The organism is Acinetobacter sp. V115_6, from assembly GCF_031799025.1.
In the GTDB taxonomy this organism is placed as follows: domain Bacteria; phylum Pseudomonadota; class Gammaproteobacteria; order Pseudomonadales; family Moraxellaceae; genus Acinetobacter; species Acinetobacter pittii.
Genome location: NZ_JAVQNO010000012.1, coordinates 1 through 16,792, shown reverse-complemented (window position 1 = coordinate 16,792; position 16,792 = coordinate 1). Strand labels below are relative to the sequence as shown.

Sequence of the window (16,792 nt, the reverse complement as noted above, 5' to 3'; positions counted from 1 at the left end):
AGATCGATGATGACTAAAGTGACTCAACAAGATTCAAAACAATATGGTCGTCCGGATGATGCAAAAATCATCCCGTTCATGAAGATTGCCAAACCTGCAGCGATCTTCTCGATCCTTATTACTTTGGCAAGTATTTTCTTTATTGCGACTAAAGGTCTTAACCTCGGTTTGGACTTTACAGGTGGTGTTTCAGCTGAGCTTAACTATGCTCAACCAGCCAATCAGTCTGAAGTTATTCAGGCACTCGATAAAGCTGGTTTTAAAGATGCTGTAGTACAAACCTTAGGTAGTAATAAAGACTTACTTGTGCGCATGCCAGTACAAGAAGTTAAGGTTGAAGACCTTAATAACGCGATCACTAAGGCTGTACAATTACCAAATAATGCTGCTGAAGTTCATAAAGTGGACTCTGTAGGTGGTCAGGTAGGTAACGAACTCTATGTTCGTTCTGCTGGCGCGGTTGCGCTTGCACTTATCTTAATGTTGATCTACGTAACCATCCGCTTTGAGTTCAAACTCGCGATGGGTGCCGTAATGTCTTTATTCCACGACATCATCATTATTATTGGTGCTTTTGCATTATTTCAATGGCCATTTGACCTTACAGTGTTAGCTGCGGTACTTGCTGTTATTGGTTTCTCGCTTAACGATAACATTGTAGTGTCAGACCGTATTCGTGAAAATTTCCGTAAGATTCGCGGTGCGACTCCTCGTGAAATCGTCGATATTGCGTTAACTGAGACTTTACGTCGTACCATTCATACATCAATGACTTTATTGCTGGTTGTACTAGCAATGATGTTCTTAGGTGGTGATGGTCTACACTGGTTCTCTGTGGCAATGTTTGTTGGTGTATTTGTCGGTACTTATTCTTCGATTTATATCGGTACTGCATTTGCATTATGGCGTGGTCTTAACCGTCAAGACTTCATTGTTCAGGTTAAGCCTGAATTTGAGGATGAAATTCCTTAAGCTGTCTAAAACAAGACAAATAAAAAAACCGCGAATGAATCGCGGTTTTTTTATTTGATTCAAAAATTATTTACGGCGTAATGCATCCGAAATAGCTTCAACCAATTGTTGAGAAATTTCCTGTTTAGATGCTTTCTCCAACTCACGCTTTTTCATGTGATAGCTTTCAGCAAAGAAAACTGTCATCGCATTCTCATCAGAAGCAAATCCAATATCAGCACGTGATACATCGTTACACGCAATCATGTCTAATTTTTTAGCAACAAGTTTACCTGCAGCATATTCTTCAACATTTTGCGTTTCGGCTGCAAAGCCCACCATAAATGGACGTTTTTCCTGACCTGCGATTGTTGCCACAATATCTGGATTTTTGACAAGGGAAACATTCAACTCATCCCCTGCTTTTTTAATTTTATGCTCAGCAACTTCTGCTACGCGATAGTCTGCGACTGCGGCAGTGGCAATAAAAATATCGCAGCCTGTTTCTAGTGAACTCATACTGACGTCAAGCATTTGTCGTGCTGAGGCAACATTTACACGTTGAACACCATTTGGCGTATCTAAACTTACAGGTCCAGCAATCAGAGTCACTTGCGCGCCAGCAGCATAACAGGCAGCGGCTAAAGCAAAGCCCATTTTTCCAGTACTATGGTTTGAGATATAACGGACAGGGTCAATCGCTTCACGTGTCGGCCCAGCAGTAATAACTACACGCTTACCTGCCAACAGTCCAAATTTCTCAGCGATGGCACGTTGAGCTTGATGGAAATAGCCAGCGACTTGGCGAGCAATTTCTTCTGGCTCAGGCATACGGCCTAAGCCAACATCACCACATGCCTGCTCACCCGCATCCGGCATAATTACATGTACGCCATCTTCGACCAAGGTTTGCAAATTACGTTGTGTAGCTTTAGCAGCCCACATTTGCTGATTCATCGCCGGAGCTACCCAAACAGGAGATTTTGTTGCCAAAAAAACTGTACTGAGTAAATCATCTGCCAAACCATTCGCAAATTTAGCCAATGTGTCACAACTTGCAGGTGCGACTAGTAATAAATCAGCCCAACGTGCTAATTCAATATGACCCATACCCGCTTCAGCCGCAGGGTCTAGAAGTTCAGTATGAACAGGATTACCAGAAAGAGCCTGAAAAGTTAGTGGTGTAATAAATGCCTGAGCACCATGTGTCATCACTACTCGCACGTCAAAGCCATAATCTTTGAGGCGGCGGACTAAGATGGCACTTTTATAGGCAGCAATTCCGCCAGTAACAGCTAAAACAATGTTTTTATGAGGAATAACGCTTAGATCAAAGCTCACGAACAGGATACCTTTCTGTTGCAGTGGCGCTCACAATAGCATTAAATACGCGCAGACCCAAGATTGATTGGGCAAACAAAATAAAATTTTAAGCGAATAATGCTGGGGAATATGAATACTTCTATTAAAAATTGGCCTGAACAAGAACGGCCAAGAGAACGGTTATTACAACAAGGTCCACAAAGTTTATCAGATGCTGAGCTACTCGCGATTTTTCTTCGCTCAGGTTCACGGCAATATTCAGCAGTCGAGTTATCTCGTTTACTCATTCAGCACTTCGGTAATCTTAATGCCGTGTTTGATGCCTCATTTAGTGAGTTAACTCAATTTAATGGCATTGGGGCAACGAAATATTCACAATTACTGGCAGTCAAAGAACTTGGACGGCGTTATCTCGATCATCATTTCCAGACAAATAATCTCAGCTTTCATTCATCAGATTTAGTTTTGGATTATCTGCGCTATGAATTAAAAGGCGAAAAACAAGAGGTCTTTGCGGTTTTGTGTCTAGATCCCGAATTAAGAAAGCTTCATTTTAAAAAGCTATTCTTTGGTTCAGTTCAGCATTGCGCAGTTTCGGTCAATCAAACCCTACGCTACGCCTTACAGCAACATGCTTGTCAGCTCGTTATTGCACATAATCATCCCTTTGGTTCTCCACAACCGTCTTCCGAAGATATTGCCTTAACTCAGCAACTTGAACAGGCTTGTCAGCTTGTCGAAATTCGTCTGCTTGACCACTTTATTATCTCACCAGAAGGGAGCTTTTCCTTTGCTGAACAACAACTGCTCAACCCAGCAACAATATCAGTTCAATGATATTGACAAAGTACTACTAAGCCTAGAAGATCAAAACAAAAATAGCGACGTTTAAAATAAAATGATTGTTCGGGAACAGCCTAGTATTTTCAAAGTATTATTCTCTTGGCGAGGCACAATTTTACCCAAAATTTTGCCATCCCTAGGCGTTGTGATGCTGATCTCGGCAATCATTGGTGGAGTCGAATACATCAATCTTTATCGCTTTCCAGAGATTCCTTTGGTTGGCTTCACGCTCATTGGTGTCGTACTTTCAATCTTCCTAGGATTTAAAAATACTGCGTGTTATGACCGTTGGTGGGAGGCCCGAAAATTATGGGGTGTTCTAATTGCAACTTCACGCCATTTTGACCGTGACTGCCGTATTTTAACTCAAGCTCGCCGCGAGCGCGTTATTCAACATGTGATTGTTTTTGCTAATGTATTGCGTGACCGTTTACGTCGTCAGACGGCGAACCCAACTGAGTTGATTCAAACCAGTGGTATGAGTCAGCAAGCTCTCACTCAACTCTACCAACAAAATAATGCCCCTCAGTACACGCTCAGTCTCATTCACTGGGAATTGTTGCAGGCACTTAAAGAAGGTGAAATTTCTGACATCATCTATGCACAAATGAATAAGAATGTTGCCGACTTAAGTGTCGTACAAACTGGCTGTGACCGAATTGCCAATACACCTATTCCATTTGCTTATTCAGTTTTACTTAACCGCACAGTTTATTTTTTCTGTTTTATGTTGCCGTTTAGTCTGGGTTCATTGCTTGGATTAGCAACACCTTTACTCGTCGGAATTTTGGCATACACATTTTTGGGTCTGGATGCTCTAAGCTCTGAAATTGAAGAGCCTTTCGGTACGCAAAGTAATGACTTACCGCTAGATGCAATGGTACGTAGTATCGAGATTGAGCTATTAGGGACGCTCGGTAAACCTACTCCACCACCCATTCAGGCTCAAGATAACAACTTACTGTAAAGAGTTTAAACAAAACGTTCCCAAATCCCATGCTGCTTATCAGTGGGTTTAGGTGTATTTCCTAGTTTAATCCATGGCATATTTTCACCATGAAAATCACTGCCAATTGAAACTGCCAACTGATATTGTTCAATCATTCGATCAATCATTTGGCGAGTAGATAGAGGTTCCATTGGTGGAGGTAACTCAATTGCGTCTCCACCTGAAGTTGCGAACAATTCGATTAAATAACGAACGTTGGTTGCAGATAAATCATAACGCGTCGGATGTGCTAATACTGCGAATCCTTTACTTTGATGAATCACATCAATAGTTTCTTTTAAGCCTAGTCCTTCAAACTTTACAAAAGCACGTTTTCCTTCTTTTAAGAAACGATCAAATGCTTGTTGAGGACGAGTTACGACATTTTTCTCGACCAATGTTTTAGCAATATGAGTTCTTGTTACCCTATCCGCCTGATTTTCTACTTTGGCAAGAACATCATCATAAATCTGAAAACCAATACATTTTTCTAATAGCTCACAAATCACTTTAGCTCTTTGCGCTCTAATTCTTTTTTGTTGTTCTAATGCTTCTAAAATTGGTGCTTCATCTTGCATATTTAAAGCAACAATATGTACACCATAACTCTTCTTAGTGGTTGGGCGCGACCACTGACTAGAAATCTCTGCACCAGAAATAATATTTAAATCATGACCTTGTGCAGCAATTTTTGCACGCTGCAACCCATCCATTGTATCGTGGTCAGTCAAAGCCAACGTATGCAAGTTTACATCAATAGCAGCTTGCACCAGCAATTCCGGAGACAAAGTTCCATCAGAAATATTGCTATGTGTATGTAAATCTATGCCTTGCATCTTTTATACTATGCCATTCGCCAAACCTGATCAGATACTCTAACATGAAAGCACTTCTGGACTTTGTTCCATTAATTATTTTCTTCTATTTATATAAAACAGTTGATCCAACTGACACCCAGCATCCTTTACTGAAACTGATCGGGTCTGCTGGTGGTGCCGATAATAATAATATTCTTGTAGCGACGACTGGCTTAATTATTTCAATGCTTGTGGTATATGGTGCCCTATTCGTTTTCCAAAAATTCCGTCTTGATAAACAACAGTGGTTTGTATTGTTTATGACTGTCATTTTTGGTGGTATCACCCTCATGTTAAGTGACGATTTCTATATTCGTCTCAAAGCTGCGATTTTAAATTTAGTTTTCGCAGGCGCATTCTTGGTTTCACCTTGGTTTGGTAAAGACCGTAAACCGCTCATTCAACGCTTATTTGACCCTATTTTAGATTTGAGTGAAAAAGGTTGGAAAAATCTCAATTTCGCTTGGGCTGCGATGTTTGTCGTGATGTCTTGTCTGCATGTATTCTTCGCATTTTTATTTCACGGTGGAAAATATTGGGGCGAATTTACTGCATTTGGTGACATGATCGTGATGTTTTCATTTATCATTATTCAGTTCATTATTTTACGCAAACATTTTAAGTCACCAGACGCTTAATGTGCTTCCAGATTGATTATAGAGATACGATTACATGCCTTTTTTTGTTCTAAGCTGTACCGATAACGAAGGAACTTTAGAAAAACGCTTGGCAGTACGCCCTCAGCATATCGAACGCTTACAAAAACTCGATGATGAAGGCCGCCTTGTTACAGCGGGTGCTATGCCAAAAGATCCTAATGATCCGCAAGCAGGCTTCTATGGTAGCACCATGATTGTTGAATTCGACAGTCGCGAAGCATTAGATGAATGGTTAAAAGAAGAACCATTTCTTAAAGAAGGCATTTATGCTCACGTTGATGTAAAACCGTTTAATAAAGCATTTCCAAAAGGGTAATCGCATGCAGCTTGCAATCAAAAGCTTTCTTGGCTTGTGTTTGATATGTTCAACTGCTGGAGCAGTTGAACCTGCTGCGACACCAGCAACTCCTTCCCCAAGTGCGCCTTCAACTCAAGCCGCTAAACCAGCTCCAACATCTGCAACTGGAGTCAAAACAGCAGCGATGACAGCATCAACTGCAACACAACCACTTACAGCAGAACAGCTCGCAAAGAACAAGCAACAGCAAGACGCAAAAATCAAAGCCTTAGTTCAAGATCAAGCATCTCGCTTAAAACAGCTAGAACATGCCAACCTTGAAGCATTGGCTCAGAACCAAGAGTTACAGCTAAAAAATGATAATCTCTCTGTTCAGGTTCAAGTCTTACAAAGTGAACGAAGTGCGCAAATGTTTTTATATGGTGCTGTTACCTTAGCGGGTGGTGTATTGCTAGGTTTCTTTATTGCTAGTTATATTCATACAAAACGTCGACGCCAGTGGTAATACCAAGCGATCTATTAAATTCAATGAACGTATCAAACCGTATCCAAACAGCAGAGCTGGACTGGGAATTTGTCGATGGTATCGAGATTCCCATTTCTAAACAATTTGGTGATGTCTACTTTTCTAAAGATAATGGCCTATTTGAAACACGACATGTTTTTCTAAATGGTAACGACTTATCAGAACGATTAGCCAATCTAAAAGATTTTGAATATTTCAGTGTAGGAGAAACCGGTTTTGGTACAGGTTTAAATATTCTTGCACTCTGGCAACTTTGGCAACAAGTTCGCCCTAATAATCAAAGCCATTTACACGCAATTAGCGTTGAAAAGTTTCCATTAAGTAAAGCTGATCTTATTCGCGCTTTAAATGTCTGGGATGAACTTAAACCGCTTGCAGAGCAGTTAATTGAACAATATCCCCTGCCTATTGCCGGATGTCATCGTTTAACTTTCCCTAAAGAACGTTTTAGCATCGATTTATGGCTTGGAGATGCGCAAGAAATTTTTCCAAGCATGGCTAAAACTAAAGCTGTGAATGCCTGGTTTTTAGATGGCTTTGCACCGTCTTGCAACCCAGACATGTGGGAACAAAATGTTTTAAACAATATTGTCCGTCTTTCAGGTTATGGCACTACATTTGCCTCTTTTAGTGTTGCTGGCATTCTAAAACGTGGACTAAAAGCACATGGTATTGATATTTCTCGTCCACGTGGTTTTGGCCATAAACGAGAAATGCTCAAAGCAGTCTGGAATCTGCCTGAATCTGATGAAGGTTCCTTAGAATTAGGGCAAACTCACGCATTGGCTACAGAGCAACAGCATATTGCGATTATAGGGGCTGGTGTAGCAGGTTTAAGCACGGCGTGGGCATTTGCAACACGTGGCCACCAAGTGACCTTATACGAGCAAAACAATGCATTATCGGGTGCCTCTGGAAACCCTTTGGCATTACTTAATCCGAAACTATGCCCAATTGAACAAAGTCATGAACACCTCATGACCTTAAGTTGGCAACATGCTTTAAATTTTTATAAAAATTTTAATGCATTCCGTCCACTTCAAATTCAACAAATTGCATTGAAAAATGCAGAAGAACTTCTCGATTTGGTAAATCAGTATCCAGCAGAAGTTGTTACCCACTCAACGAACTTACTTGAAACTGATTATTCAAGCATATTACTAACTGAGGCTGGTTCCGTTTCACCACATCAATTACGTGATGAAATTTTGCAGCATCCATATATCAATCTCAAAATTGCCCATGTCACAGCACTTGTTTCTTCTGAAAATAAAGTTCAATTGCAAACCAATAATCAAATTATTGCAGAAGCAGATCACGTCGTTGTGTGCTGTGCTCGAGAAAGTGCTGCCTTATTTGACAGCTATCCGCAGTTAAAACCAATACGTGGACAAGTGAGCTGGGTTGATAATACGTTTGCTCCTCTGCCTTTAAATGAAGCGTATAGCTATGGCGGCTATTGCATGCAACTTGATGCTTCACAAATGATTTTAGGTGCGTCTTTCTACCCAAATCGTGAAGATCAAGATGTACTTCCCGAAGACCATGTGCATAACTTTGAATTAATCCACAGTGTATTCCCTGAATATGCTGAAAAGTTACCATTACCTTCGACATGGCAAGGCCGTGCATCTATACGGGCTCAAAGCTTGGATTATTTTCCTCTGGTTGGAAAAATGCAGGAGAATAGCCGAATTGCTACTTTTGCTGGGCTTGGCTCTAAAGGCTTCTTATTTGCACCCCTGTGCAGTGAAATCTTAGTTGCTCAAATATTAGGAGAAGCTTGCCCGGTACCGGACCGCCTATTACAAAAATTGAATCCTCAACGGTTTCAAAAGAAAGTGAAACCTAAAAAGCCTTATTTTAAACCGCAATAATTCACTTCAATAAAAAAGCACCCGAAGGTGCTTTTTTTTATGCGCCCTGCTCTAGAGGCAAGCCGGCATCACGAGCTGCACGTGTCCCGCCCATCAGCACGACATATTCACGCGAGGCATCCAATCCTTCTAGTTTCTCAGCTGCACGAGGAGCTTTGCTACCACCACCACATAAAATATAAATCGGCTGACCCGCAGAGACCTGGTTCAAAATATCAGCATTCAAATCATTAATTGGGCGATTCACCGCACCTTTAACATGCCCTTCTGCATAAGCATTAGTATCACGGACATCCCAGATAACAGCATTTTCTGGGAACTCAAATGTTGTAATTTCTTGTTTACGGATCATTGTGCACTCCTTTGATGTAAACAACACTTGGCAAATGAAGAAAACCCTCTTAGCATCTCAAATATTCTTTCCCTTTGTAAAGGTCTAAACTATGCCTTCTTTCGATATTGTCTCTGAATTAGAGTTATTTGAAGTTAATCATGCTGTACAAAACACACAAAAAGAGATTGCCACACGCTTTGACTTTCGTGGTCACGATGTTTCTATCGAATTAAATGAAAAAAATAAAGAAATCAAAATCAGTACAGAAAGTGATTTCCAGTGTGAACAAGTTTATAACATGTTAGAAAATCATTTTTATAAACGAAAAATTGATGTTCAAGCACTTGATCCACAAAAAGCCTCTGCTTCAGGCAAAAATTTTGTACAAATCATTAAACTTAAAGATGGTCTTGACTCTGATACTGCAAAAAAAATTAATAAAGCCATTAAAGAAAGTGGCGTTAAAGTGCAATCTTCTATTCAAGGCGACAAAATTCGTGTAACTGATAAAAAGCGTGACACTTTACAACAAGTTATGACTTTTTTACGTGAACAACAATTCGGTGTGCCATTACAGTTTAATAACTTTAAAGATTAATATCTTGTCGGCCATTTAAAGCTAAGGTAATCCCATGTCTCAATCCAACCGTCTATCAAAACTGGTAAAAGCAACTTCAAAATTCCCTAAAGGTATTCGGAGCACGCTTTGGAGCAAGGCGTTTGGTCGTATCGTGCCAATGGTGGGTACAGCAAACATCCGCTATCTGGAAGTAGACTCAAACCACGTTACTGTCCGTTTAGATAACCAAAAAAATATGCAGAATCATATTAAAGGCGTCCACGCTGCGGCTATGGCGCTTTTAGCAGAAACTGCAACGGGTTTTCTAACCGGTTTACATATTCCTGATAATCGAATTTTATTAATCAAATCATTACATGTAGATTATTTAAAAGTGGTTGAAGGCGGTTTGACTGCTACAGCGACATTGTCTGCTGAACAACAAAAGTTTATTGCAGATAATGAGAAAGGTGAACTTGTGATTCCTGTTACTGTGATTGATGACGCAGGCAATGAGCCAATTCAATGTCAAATGCTGTGGGCATGGTTACCTAAACGTAAGAAATAATAACTAATCTAAAGTATTTTTAGATGGTTATTTACCTCAAGATATAAAAATTATTTTTGTATCTTGAGGTCAAAATGAAAAAAATACTGATTCTTTCCTCTTTATTTACTAGTTTAATATTTACAACAATAAGTTCTCACGCGACTGAACCTCACATTAAAACCAGTAAAGTAACTTCGGCTAAATCAGAAGCTATTGATCAAGTAAGTGCTCAAAACAAAAGAATAGTGACCGACTTTTATGAAGGTGTCTTTTTAAAACATAAAGTCAAAGAATATGCAGACCGCTATATTGGTCAACAATACATTCAGCACAATCCTAATGTTCCAGATGGGAAAGCACCTTTTGTTAATTTTTTCACTGAAAAATTCCAAAAAAATCCGCAAGCTAAAAATGAGATTAAACGTGCAATTGCTGAAGGTAATCTTGTCGTTTTACATGTTCATTCGACGGAAAACGAAAAAGATCGAGGAAGAGCGATTGTTGATATATTCCGTGTTGAAAATGGAAAAATCGTAGAGCATTGGGATGTGATACAAAATATTCCTGAGCAAAGCAAAAATACAAATACGATGTTTTAATTTCTAAAAAATAGTTTTTCTTTTGAATAAAAATTAAAGCCTGAATACGGATATTCAGGCTTTCTAATTCTTATTGAGTTTCTAAAAACTTTTGTTTCGCTTCTTCAGGTATTTGACGCTTATTACCTTTGACATCTACTGCTACGAAGGTAAACACTCCCTCTGTAATGCGTATTGGCTCACGAGAGTCATCATGACTATCCCAAACTTCAATTTGCATCTGAATAGAAGTATTTCCAACTTTTAAGATTTTGGTATAGCAACTAATGACAAAGCCAACTTTTACCGGAACCAAAAAGGTCATTTGATTAATAGAAATCGTAGCACAGCGACCACGACTGAAACGTTCTGCGTGAATTGCTCCAGCCAAGTCCATTTGTGACACAATCCATCCACCAAATACATCACCACTCCAGTTTGTATCTGCTGGCATGGCAATCGTTTGTAAGGATAAAATTCCTTCTGGTTTGGTATAAGCTTCTGACACCTTAGCTCCCGAAATTCGTTTGAAGTTGTTGATCGAGCCACTGTTGCAATTCAGGCGCACGTAATGCACCGCTAATACGCGCGACCTCTGTCGTTTTATTCATTAAGACAAGTGTCGGAATACTTCTCACATGAAAAGCTTGGCTCAAGCGAGGAGATTCTTCGGTATCAATCTTGGCAAAGATAACGCCTGGATTCTGTTTTGCGACCTGCGCAAAATGTGGAGCCATCATTTTACAAGGTCCGCACCATTCTGCCCATAAGTCTATAAGAATAGGTAGATCACTATTCGTGATGTAGTTACTAAAATTTTGCTCATTTAGCTCAATAGGGGCAAGCGGTAGTAATGGCTGATGACATTGCCCACAGCTTGGTTGCTCCGGAAGTTTTTCTTCCGGAACTCGGTTTTTAGCACCACACGATGCACATACAATAATCATTTACATCACTCCTATATGCTGATGTAAAAATTCTAATTGGGTTGTCACTGCTTTTTCAAACCATGAACCGTGATAGATATCAAAATGTTTCATATCCCATTCATGATAACTCACAAAAGGCGCAATATTTGTGGCAGCTTCACGGCTTGACTCAATAGGAATAAGTGAATCTTTTTGAGCAGCAATAAATAAAACAGGAATATTAATCTGGCGCACAACTTGAATTGGACGGTAGCGCATCAGATTAAAGAAGACACGAGCTGGGACTTCCCCACTCCAATAATAATCAGGATTTACAATCGATAAATAGCCATAATAACTATCTGCGGTAGGCATAAAGCATAGGTTATGTTGATCAACAACAGGTAATCGCTTTGGATTAAGCCCCATCTTTGATCCCATATAATCCTGACTCGATAGCTTTAATGCTTGCGGATAGCGCTGCAAAGGATAGAGCTTGGCAGTTTCAGCGCCATCTACATAAGGAATTTGTACTAAAACCGCTTGAATATTCTTTAACTCAGAAGCTAGGCTTAGTGCATATCCCCCACTTAAAGAAGTTCCCCAAAGCACAATCCTTCGGTTATCTACGAGTTTAGAAGTCGAAGCATACTGAATCACCGTCTTCCAATCTTCTAATTGTGAATTGATTGAGACCATTTCTCTAGGCTTGCCAGTACTTCCGCCCCAATATCTGTAATCAAATAAAATAACAGCGTAACCTGCTTGTGCAAATCGCTGTGCATATTGAATAAGTTTAAATTGACGCAATCCAGCAAAACCATGCGCCATGATAATTACCGCAGATTTATTATTTGTTTTTGGAATATAAAAGTCAGCTGCGATCATTTCCTGATCACATGGAACATATAAAGGCTCAACCGTATAAGCGTGCATATGTGCTCCGTGGCATTATGGTCAAAGTAATGAATTTACAAAAAACATCCTGATCGCCTTTTAAAAATCTAGAGCTGTTCTATGACATAAGTTTTATCTATGTAGGAACAACGTTTTAGTGTCTTGTATCTCAGGTTAAGCTTAATGCTATGATACAGCATAAGAGGTTTTGTTAAATTTTGGAGTGACGAAATGTCAGATAATGTTGGTTTCGCAGGTCAAATTGGTCCAGAACACGTTGGCCAAGTTGTAGAAAAAGGATTTAAATCTATTATTAATAACCGACCAGATATGGAAGGCGGCCCAGAACAACCTACAAGCGCTCAGATTGAAGAAGCTGCACGTCAGGTAGGCTTAGACTATGTGTATCAACCTGTTGTAGCTGGACAAATTACTGAACTAGATGTACGTACTTTTGCTAATCATTATAATGAATTGCCAAAACCTGTGCTGATGTTCTGCCGCACAGGAAACCGTTCAAATAATCTATATCAATTAGCGAAACAAATGGATTTGTTAGACGATTAAATTATTGAATGAGCCAACGAGAAGCTCTATTTTTCCTAAAAAGTAGAGCTTTTATTAATAAAAAGAAAATATACAACTGTATCAATTCAACAGATATATAAATAATTTTCAGCTAAAGTATTCAAATCACATTAAATTTCTCAGTTCTCTTATGAATAAACTTATATTTTTATTGGTCAGTTGTCTTATTCTTAGTGCATGCTCATCTATGCAGGTCCGACCTACCATAGGAGTTAGTATGGGAACACAACTCTAAAAAAAGAAGCAGCTTAAATGCTGCTTCTTTTTATATTAATTACCATTTGAACAATTTGGATCTATTCCATATGGGCTTTCTATATTTGGCCCATTAAGATCAGTAAGATTAACATCTTTCGATAAATAACCTAAAGTTAAAGATGTAGATCCTTTAATTAAACTTCCCGAAACTGTAGATTTAGCAGTTAACTGAACAGTTAACCATGATGCATAAATTTTAGGATATTGAATTTTAAGATCAAAACGTCCATTTGCATCTGTCGTATATTTATTATTGGTTGCAGCGGTACCTGCACTGTTGATATACGATACAACTTGGACTGTAGAATTTTCTTTAAGCGGCTTTAATTGATTAATAACGTCCCCATTCACATTTACAGCTTGGACTGGTGATGTACAGGCTGTTCTAATAACAGGAAGATATTCATCTGGTTTACCATCAGTTGGATTAGAAGTATCAACAAACCCATATCGCCCCTTATAATACGCAAGAGCATTAACGCCCATGACTACATCTTGATTGGGTATCGGTTTACCATCCACATCAGTCACTTGTACTGAAATATTTTTATAGTAGTAGACTCCATCACTTGAATCTTCCATTGTGGTCGGATTATATGCTACGGCAATAGCGCCTACTGCTACTGGTACATCAGAATTAACCACATCAAGTTTATAAGTATAAATTTTTGTAGATTGGCCAAAGTTTGCTTCTAAAACAAGATCATCTGTTACGAACTGAGCAGCACTATATGATGAAGTTCTTTGATTTTCACTAAAAGATAAAGTATAGGTGATCTGACCATTTGCATCAGTTTGTGTCGAATTAGGAGTAAATTTGACACCATTTAAAACCGAATTTTTAACTTTAAGTGTAATCGCTTGGTTTGCTAAAGTTGCACCATTTGCATCTACAGCTGTTAATGTGACGGTTGTTTGATCACCTCTAACATTTAGAGAGGTTTTTGTAGCATCAAACAATACAATACTCATAGTATCAGCTTCGACAGTACTGTTGCTACCTGTTACTGTCACTGTCTGTTCTTGAGTAAGTGTACCATTATTCGTAGAGACTTTTAATTTAAAACCATTTTTCACCAACTCATTTATCGAACTCGATGTTTTTGGTGTTTTTATAATGTATATAGCATTACCTGCCGCATCAGTAGTTTGAGTAGATACGCCTTCTATAGATACGTTATTTGTTGGATCATCTAATTCCAAAGTGACATTAGCACCAGCAACACCGCCTTTATTCTTATCTAAAGCTCTAACAGTAACAGTTAAAGTATCATTCGTTGCAGCAACTGATAATTTATCTAGTTCTATCTTTAAAGCTGTAGCAGTCGCTTGCTGAGATCCGCTATTATTACTTCCAGATGATGAGTTACTATTTGATGAACCATTTTGGTAATAGCCATCACCGCCTCCCCCGCCACAACTTGCTAACATAATTGACACAGCAATAGCCGACAACTTTAAGGTAAGTTGTTTTTTATACATACTTTTCATTTCCCCAATCTTTCCTAAAGGTATAAGATTTTTTAATTATTTATATTATTAGTGTAATCATATTCACCATACTCTGTAAACATAAATTACATTGTGTTTTATTATGTAACTTATTAAGTGAAAAACTTATAGATATTGGAATTTATAATGTTCGATATTATTATCATTGGCGTAGGTACTGCTGGTATTAGCGCATACAAAGAAGCCGTTAAACATACCAACAATATTTTAATTATAAATGATGGACCATGGGATACCACTTGTGCCCGTGTAGGCTGTATGCCAAGTAAAGTTCTCATCTCTACAGCAAACCGTATGTTTGACATTCAAAATGCTCAAGAGGTTGCTTTAGATGTATCTGCAAATATTAATACTGATCAAGTGATGCAGCATGTACAAACTTTACGTAACAGATTTACACAAGCAACTTTAAAAGATGTAGATCAATGGCCGACTGAGCATAAAATTTCTGGCAAAGCATATTTTATTGATGCACAAACTGTAGAAGTTAACGGAAAACGGTATAAATCAAAAAGTTTTATTCTGGCTGTTGGTTCAACTCCTAATTATGATCAAATTTGGAAGCAAGAATTAGGAAACCGGCTTATAACAACAGACCAAATATTTGAGTTAAAAACACTTCCTAAATCTATTGCTGTAATTGGTAGTGGTGTGATCGCTCTTGAGATCGCACAAGCTATGCATCGTCTAGGTGTAGAAACAACAATCTTCGCTCGCAGTAAACGAATTGGAATCCTAACTAGTTCTAGACTTCAACAGCTTGCTCAAAAAGAGCTAGGAAAAGAATTAACAATTCTATTCGAGACTTTACCGAATGAAGTTAAATGCAGTCAGGAAAACGCTGTATTAACTTACCAATTTGATGAAACAGAGAAAACTCTCGAAGTTGAATATGTTTTAGCTGCAACCGGCCGTACAAGTTTAATTGATACTTTAAAACTAGAAAATATTGATAATTCATTCAAAGATATTAAGTTATTACCTGTAAATGCTAAAACTAAGCAGCTAGATACATATCCAATTTTTGTTGTCGGTGACGCTTACACCTCAACACCACTACAACATGAAGCAGCTCATGAAGGTAAAAAAGTTGTTTATAACTGCTTAAATTATCCGCAGGTAAACTCAGTTAAGACACTTACTCCATTAGGAATTGTCTTTAGTCATCCTGAAATGGCGATCGTAGGTCAAAGTTATAAGCAATTAAAAGATGAAGGTATAGATTTTATTACAGGCGAAGCCTCTTATGAACGACAAGGAAGAGCTATAGTTCTTGGAAAAAATAAAGGTGCTATTGAAGTTTATATAGAACGAAAAAGCCAAAAGCTTCTAGGTGCTGAGCTATTTACAGAAGCAACTGAACATATGGCCCATTTATTAAGCTGGATAATCGGTGAAGAATTAACGCTAAATGATATTCTAGAGAAACCCTTTTATCATCCGACTTTAGAAGAAGGTCTTCGCACTGCTCTAAAGCATGCGCGTAGACAACTGAAATAATCGATTTTAGAAGAGCTCTTTATTAATAAAAATTGGCTCTTCTCTACTTCACATTGCTTTAATTAATTCATTTGATGGGAAATAACCGCAACTAATGAAGCATTCTTTTCAGATGAACTAGTATATATCCATGTTTCTAAAGCCTTCCCATTTTTAGAAATAATATAATTTGTTGTGGTCAAATTCTTATCTTTATATACTTCTTTTTTATAAGTTAGGCCCGTAGATTCTGGAGGTAGCCAGCTTTCTAAATTCTTCTGAATTTCAGTTGAATTTCCTTTATTTATAAATAATGAACATACGCCATTATCGAGTTGAGTAATAACAAATTTTCCTTCAGAGGAACTTATCATCCAAGCATGACCATTATAATCTTTTAAAAAATGCGCAGCATATTCATCAGGCATTTGAATAAATCCCATATTTTTTGCTTGTTTATTTATTAATTCAGGGTTTCCTCTAGAACTTACACAAATATTTAAAAAGGCTTTTGTACTATACAAACTTTTCACAGTTTCATTAGCATATATAGAACTACAACTGAGTATTGTAGACAATATGAAGGAAAATATTTTAAATTCTGAAAATTTCATGATTAATACTCTTATTATTATTTTAAATAATGTGATTTATATCATAATTCATTCTAAAGTTACTTGGGGATTTAGATTTTTTTAGCGCATAAAGAAACACCCCCATTCATTGGAATGGGGGTGTTTAGAATAATGAGCTGGCGATGACTTACTCTCACATGGGTAACCCCACACTACCATCAGCGCTAAGAGG

The 16,792-nt window shown here is 38.3% G+C and carries 20 protein-coding genes; 12 read left to right on the top strand and 8 right to left on the bottom strand.

Annotation, left to right across the window (positions count from 1 at the left end; genetic code table 11):
- Positions 1-6: 6 nt before the first annotated feature.
- Complete coding sequence (gene secF, locus RMA94_RS01370; protein ID WP_014207646.1) at positions 7-972, top strand: protein translocase subunit SecF; 966 nt, start codon at positions 7-9, stop codon at positions 970-972.
- A gap of 66 nt (positions 973-1,038) precedes the next feature.
- On the opposite strand, the gene coaBC is transcribed toward secF, so the two are convergent.
- Positions 1,039-2,292: a bifunctional phosphopantothenoylcysteine decarboxylase/phosphopantothenate--cysteine ligase CoaBC gene (gene coaBC, locus RMA94_RS01365; RefSeq protein WP_002116235.1), complete on the bottom strand. Its 1,254-nt coding sequence runs from the start codon at positions 2,290-2,292 to the stop codon at positions 1,039-1,041.
- A 99-nt stretch (positions 2,293-2,391) separates the two neighbouring features.
- Here coaBC and radC point away from each other — a divergent pair, with 99 nt between their 5' ends.
- Positions 2,392-3,111 carry a DNA repair protein RadC gene (gene radC, locus RMA94_RS01360; protein ID WP_182917784.1) on the top strand — a complete coding sequence of 240 codons (720 nt, stop codon included), beginning with the start codon at positions 2,392-2,394 and terminating at the stop codon, positions 3,109-3,111.
- Between the two features lie 61 nt (positions 3,112-3,172).
- Positions 3,173-4,084 carry a bestrophin family protein gene (locus tag RMA94_RS01355; RefSeq protein WP_005064169.1) on the top strand — a complete coding sequence of 304 codons (912 nt, stop codon included), beginning with the start codon at positions 3,173-3,175 and terminating at the stop codon, positions 4,082-4,084.
- A gap of 5 nt (positions 4,085-4,089) precedes the next feature.
- On the opposite strand, the gene RMA94_RS01350 is transcribed toward RMA94_RS01355, so the two are convergent.
- A complete protein-coding gene (locus RMA94_RS01350) occupies positions 4,090-4,941 on the bottom strand; it encodes a PHP domain-containing protein (protein ID WP_017482209.1) in 852 nt (283 codons plus the stop codon).
- A 44-nt stretch (positions 4,942-4,985) separates the two neighbouring features.
- Here RMA94_RS01350 and RMA94_RS01345 point away from each other — a divergent pair, with 44 nt between their 5' ends.
- The 4 genes from RMA94_RS01345 to mnmC are packed head-to-tail and all read left to right on the top strand — an operon-like array spanning position 4,986 to position 8,322.
- The gene (locus tag RMA94_RS01345) at positions 4,986-5,600 is read left to right on the top strand and encodes a septation protein IspZ (RefSeq protein ID WP_005064166.1); all 615 of its coding nucleotides are present in this window, start codon (positions 4,986-4,988) and stop codon (positions 5,598-5,600) included.
- A 34-nt stretch (positions 5,601-5,634) separates the two neighbouring features.
- Entirely contained in the window at positions 5,635-5,937 is a 303-nt protein-coding gene (locus RMA94_RS01340; protein WP_002116400.1) for a YciI family protein, read from the top strand.
- 4 nt (positions 5,938-5,941) lie between these two features.
- Complete coding sequence (locus tag RMA94_RS01335; RefSeq protein WP_311081520.1) at positions 5,942-6,424, top strand: hypothetical protein; 483 nt, start codon at positions 5,942-5,944, stop codon at positions 6,422-6,424.
- A 23-nt stretch (positions 6,425-6,447) separates the two neighbouring features.
- Positions 6,448-8,322 carry an FAD-dependent 5-carboxymethylaminomethyl-2-thiouridine(34) oxidoreductase MnmC gene (gene mnmC / locus RMA94_RS01330; protein ID WP_311081519.1) on the top strand — a complete coding sequence of 625 codons (1,875 nt, stop codon included), beginning with the start codon at positions 6,448-6,450 and terminating at the stop codon, positions 8,320-8,322.
- A 37-nt stretch (positions 8,323-8,359) separates the two neighbouring features.
- On the opposite strand, the gene RMA94_RS01325 is transcribed toward mnmC, so the two are convergent.
- Positions 8,360-8,674 (bottom strand): rhodanese-like domain-containing protein, encoded by a 315-nt coding sequence (locus RMA94_RS01325; RefSeq protein ID WP_002116171.1) that lies wholly within the window; start codon positions 8,672-8,674, stop codon positions 8,360-8,362.
- Positions 8,675-8,765: 91 nt separating this feature from the next.
- Between RMA94_RS01325 and RMA94_RS01320 the strand changes: the two genes are divergently transcribed.
- The 3 genes from RMA94_RS01320 (at position 8,766) to RMA94_RS01310 (ending at position 10,364) form a co-directional block, all read left to right on the top strand.
- On the top strand, positions 8,766-9,254 hold the full coding sequence (locus RMA94_RS01320) for a YajQ family cyclic di-GMP-binding protein (RefSeq protein WP_174724061.1): 489 nt from the start codon (positions 8,766-8,768) through the stop codon (positions 9,252-9,254).
- A 34-nt stretch (positions 9,255-9,288) separates the two neighbouring features.
- Positions 9,289-9,783, top strand: a complete 495-nt coding sequence (locus tag RMA94_RS01315; RefSeq protein WP_005804736.1) for a DUF4442 domain-containing protein — start codon at positions 9,289-9,291, stop codon at positions 9,781-9,783.
- Between the two features lie 74 nt (positions 9,784-9,857).
- The gene (locus tag RMA94_RS01310) at positions 9,858-10,364 is read left to right on the top strand and encodes an ester cyclase (protein WP_130173413.1); all 507 of its coding nucleotides are present in this window, start codon (positions 9,858-9,860) and stop codon (positions 10,362-10,364) included.
- A 70-nt stretch (positions 10,365-10,434) separates the two neighbouring features.
- Here the strand turns inward: RMA94_RS01310 and RMA94_RS01305 are convergent, their stop codons facing one another.
- From RMA94_RS01305 to RMA94_RS01295, 3 genes are read right to left on the bottom strand one after another with little or no spacing between them, the layout of a single operon-like run.
- Positions 10,435-10,851 (bottom strand): acyl-CoA thioesterase, encoded by a 417-nt coding sequence (locus RMA94_RS01305; RefSeq protein ID WP_002116010.1) that lies wholly within the window; start codon positions 10,849-10,851, stop codon positions 10,435-10,437.
- 1 nt (position 10,852) lies between these two features.
- Positions 10,853-11,290, bottom strand: coding sequence for a thioredoxin TrxC (gene trxC / locus RMA94_RS01300; protein ID WP_003655112.1), 438 nt, complete (start codon positions 11,288-11,290; stop codon positions 10,853-10,855).
- Complete coding sequence (locus tag RMA94_RS01295) at positions 11,291-12,187, bottom strand: alpha/beta hydrolase (protein ID WP_002116064.1); 897 nt, start codon at positions 12,185-12,187, stop codon at positions 11,291-11,293.
- Positions 12,188-12,379: 192 nt separating this feature from the next.
- On the opposite strand from RMA94_RS01295, the gene RMA94_RS01290 reads away from it, so the two are divergent.
- Positions 12,380-12,715, top strand: a complete 336-nt coding sequence (locus RMA94_RS01290; RefSeq protein ID WP_002116083.1) for a TIGR01244 family sulfur transferase — start codon at positions 12,380-12,382, stop codon at positions 12,713-12,715.
- Positions 12,716-13,006: 291 nt separating this feature from the next.
- Here RMA94_RS01290 and RMA94_RS01285 read toward each other — a convergent pair whose 3' ends face one another.
- Entirely contained in the window at positions 13,007-14,485 is a 1,479-nt protein-coding gene (locus RMA94_RS01285; RefSeq protein WP_311081518.1) for a hypothetical protein, read from the bottom strand.
- Between the two features lie 147 nt (positions 14,486-14,632).
- Between RMA94_RS01285 and RMA94_RS01280 the strand changes: the two genes are divergently transcribed.
- Positions 14,633-16,006, top strand: a complete 1,374-nt coding sequence (locus tag RMA94_RS01280) for a dihydrolipoyl dehydrogenase (RefSeq protein ID WP_311081517.1) — start codon at positions 14,633-14,635, stop codon at positions 16,004-16,006.
- A gap of 62 nt (positions 16,007-16,068) precedes the next feature.
- On the opposite strand, the gene RMA94_RS19380 is transcribed toward RMA94_RS01280, so the two are convergent.
- Positions 16,069-16,599: an NMCC_0638 family (lipo)protein gene (locus tag RMA94_RS19380; protein WP_404976515.1), complete on the bottom strand. Its 531-nt coding sequence runs from the start codon at positions 16,597-16,599 to the stop codon at positions 16,069-16,071.
- Positions 16,600-16,792: the final 193 nt, after the last annotated feature.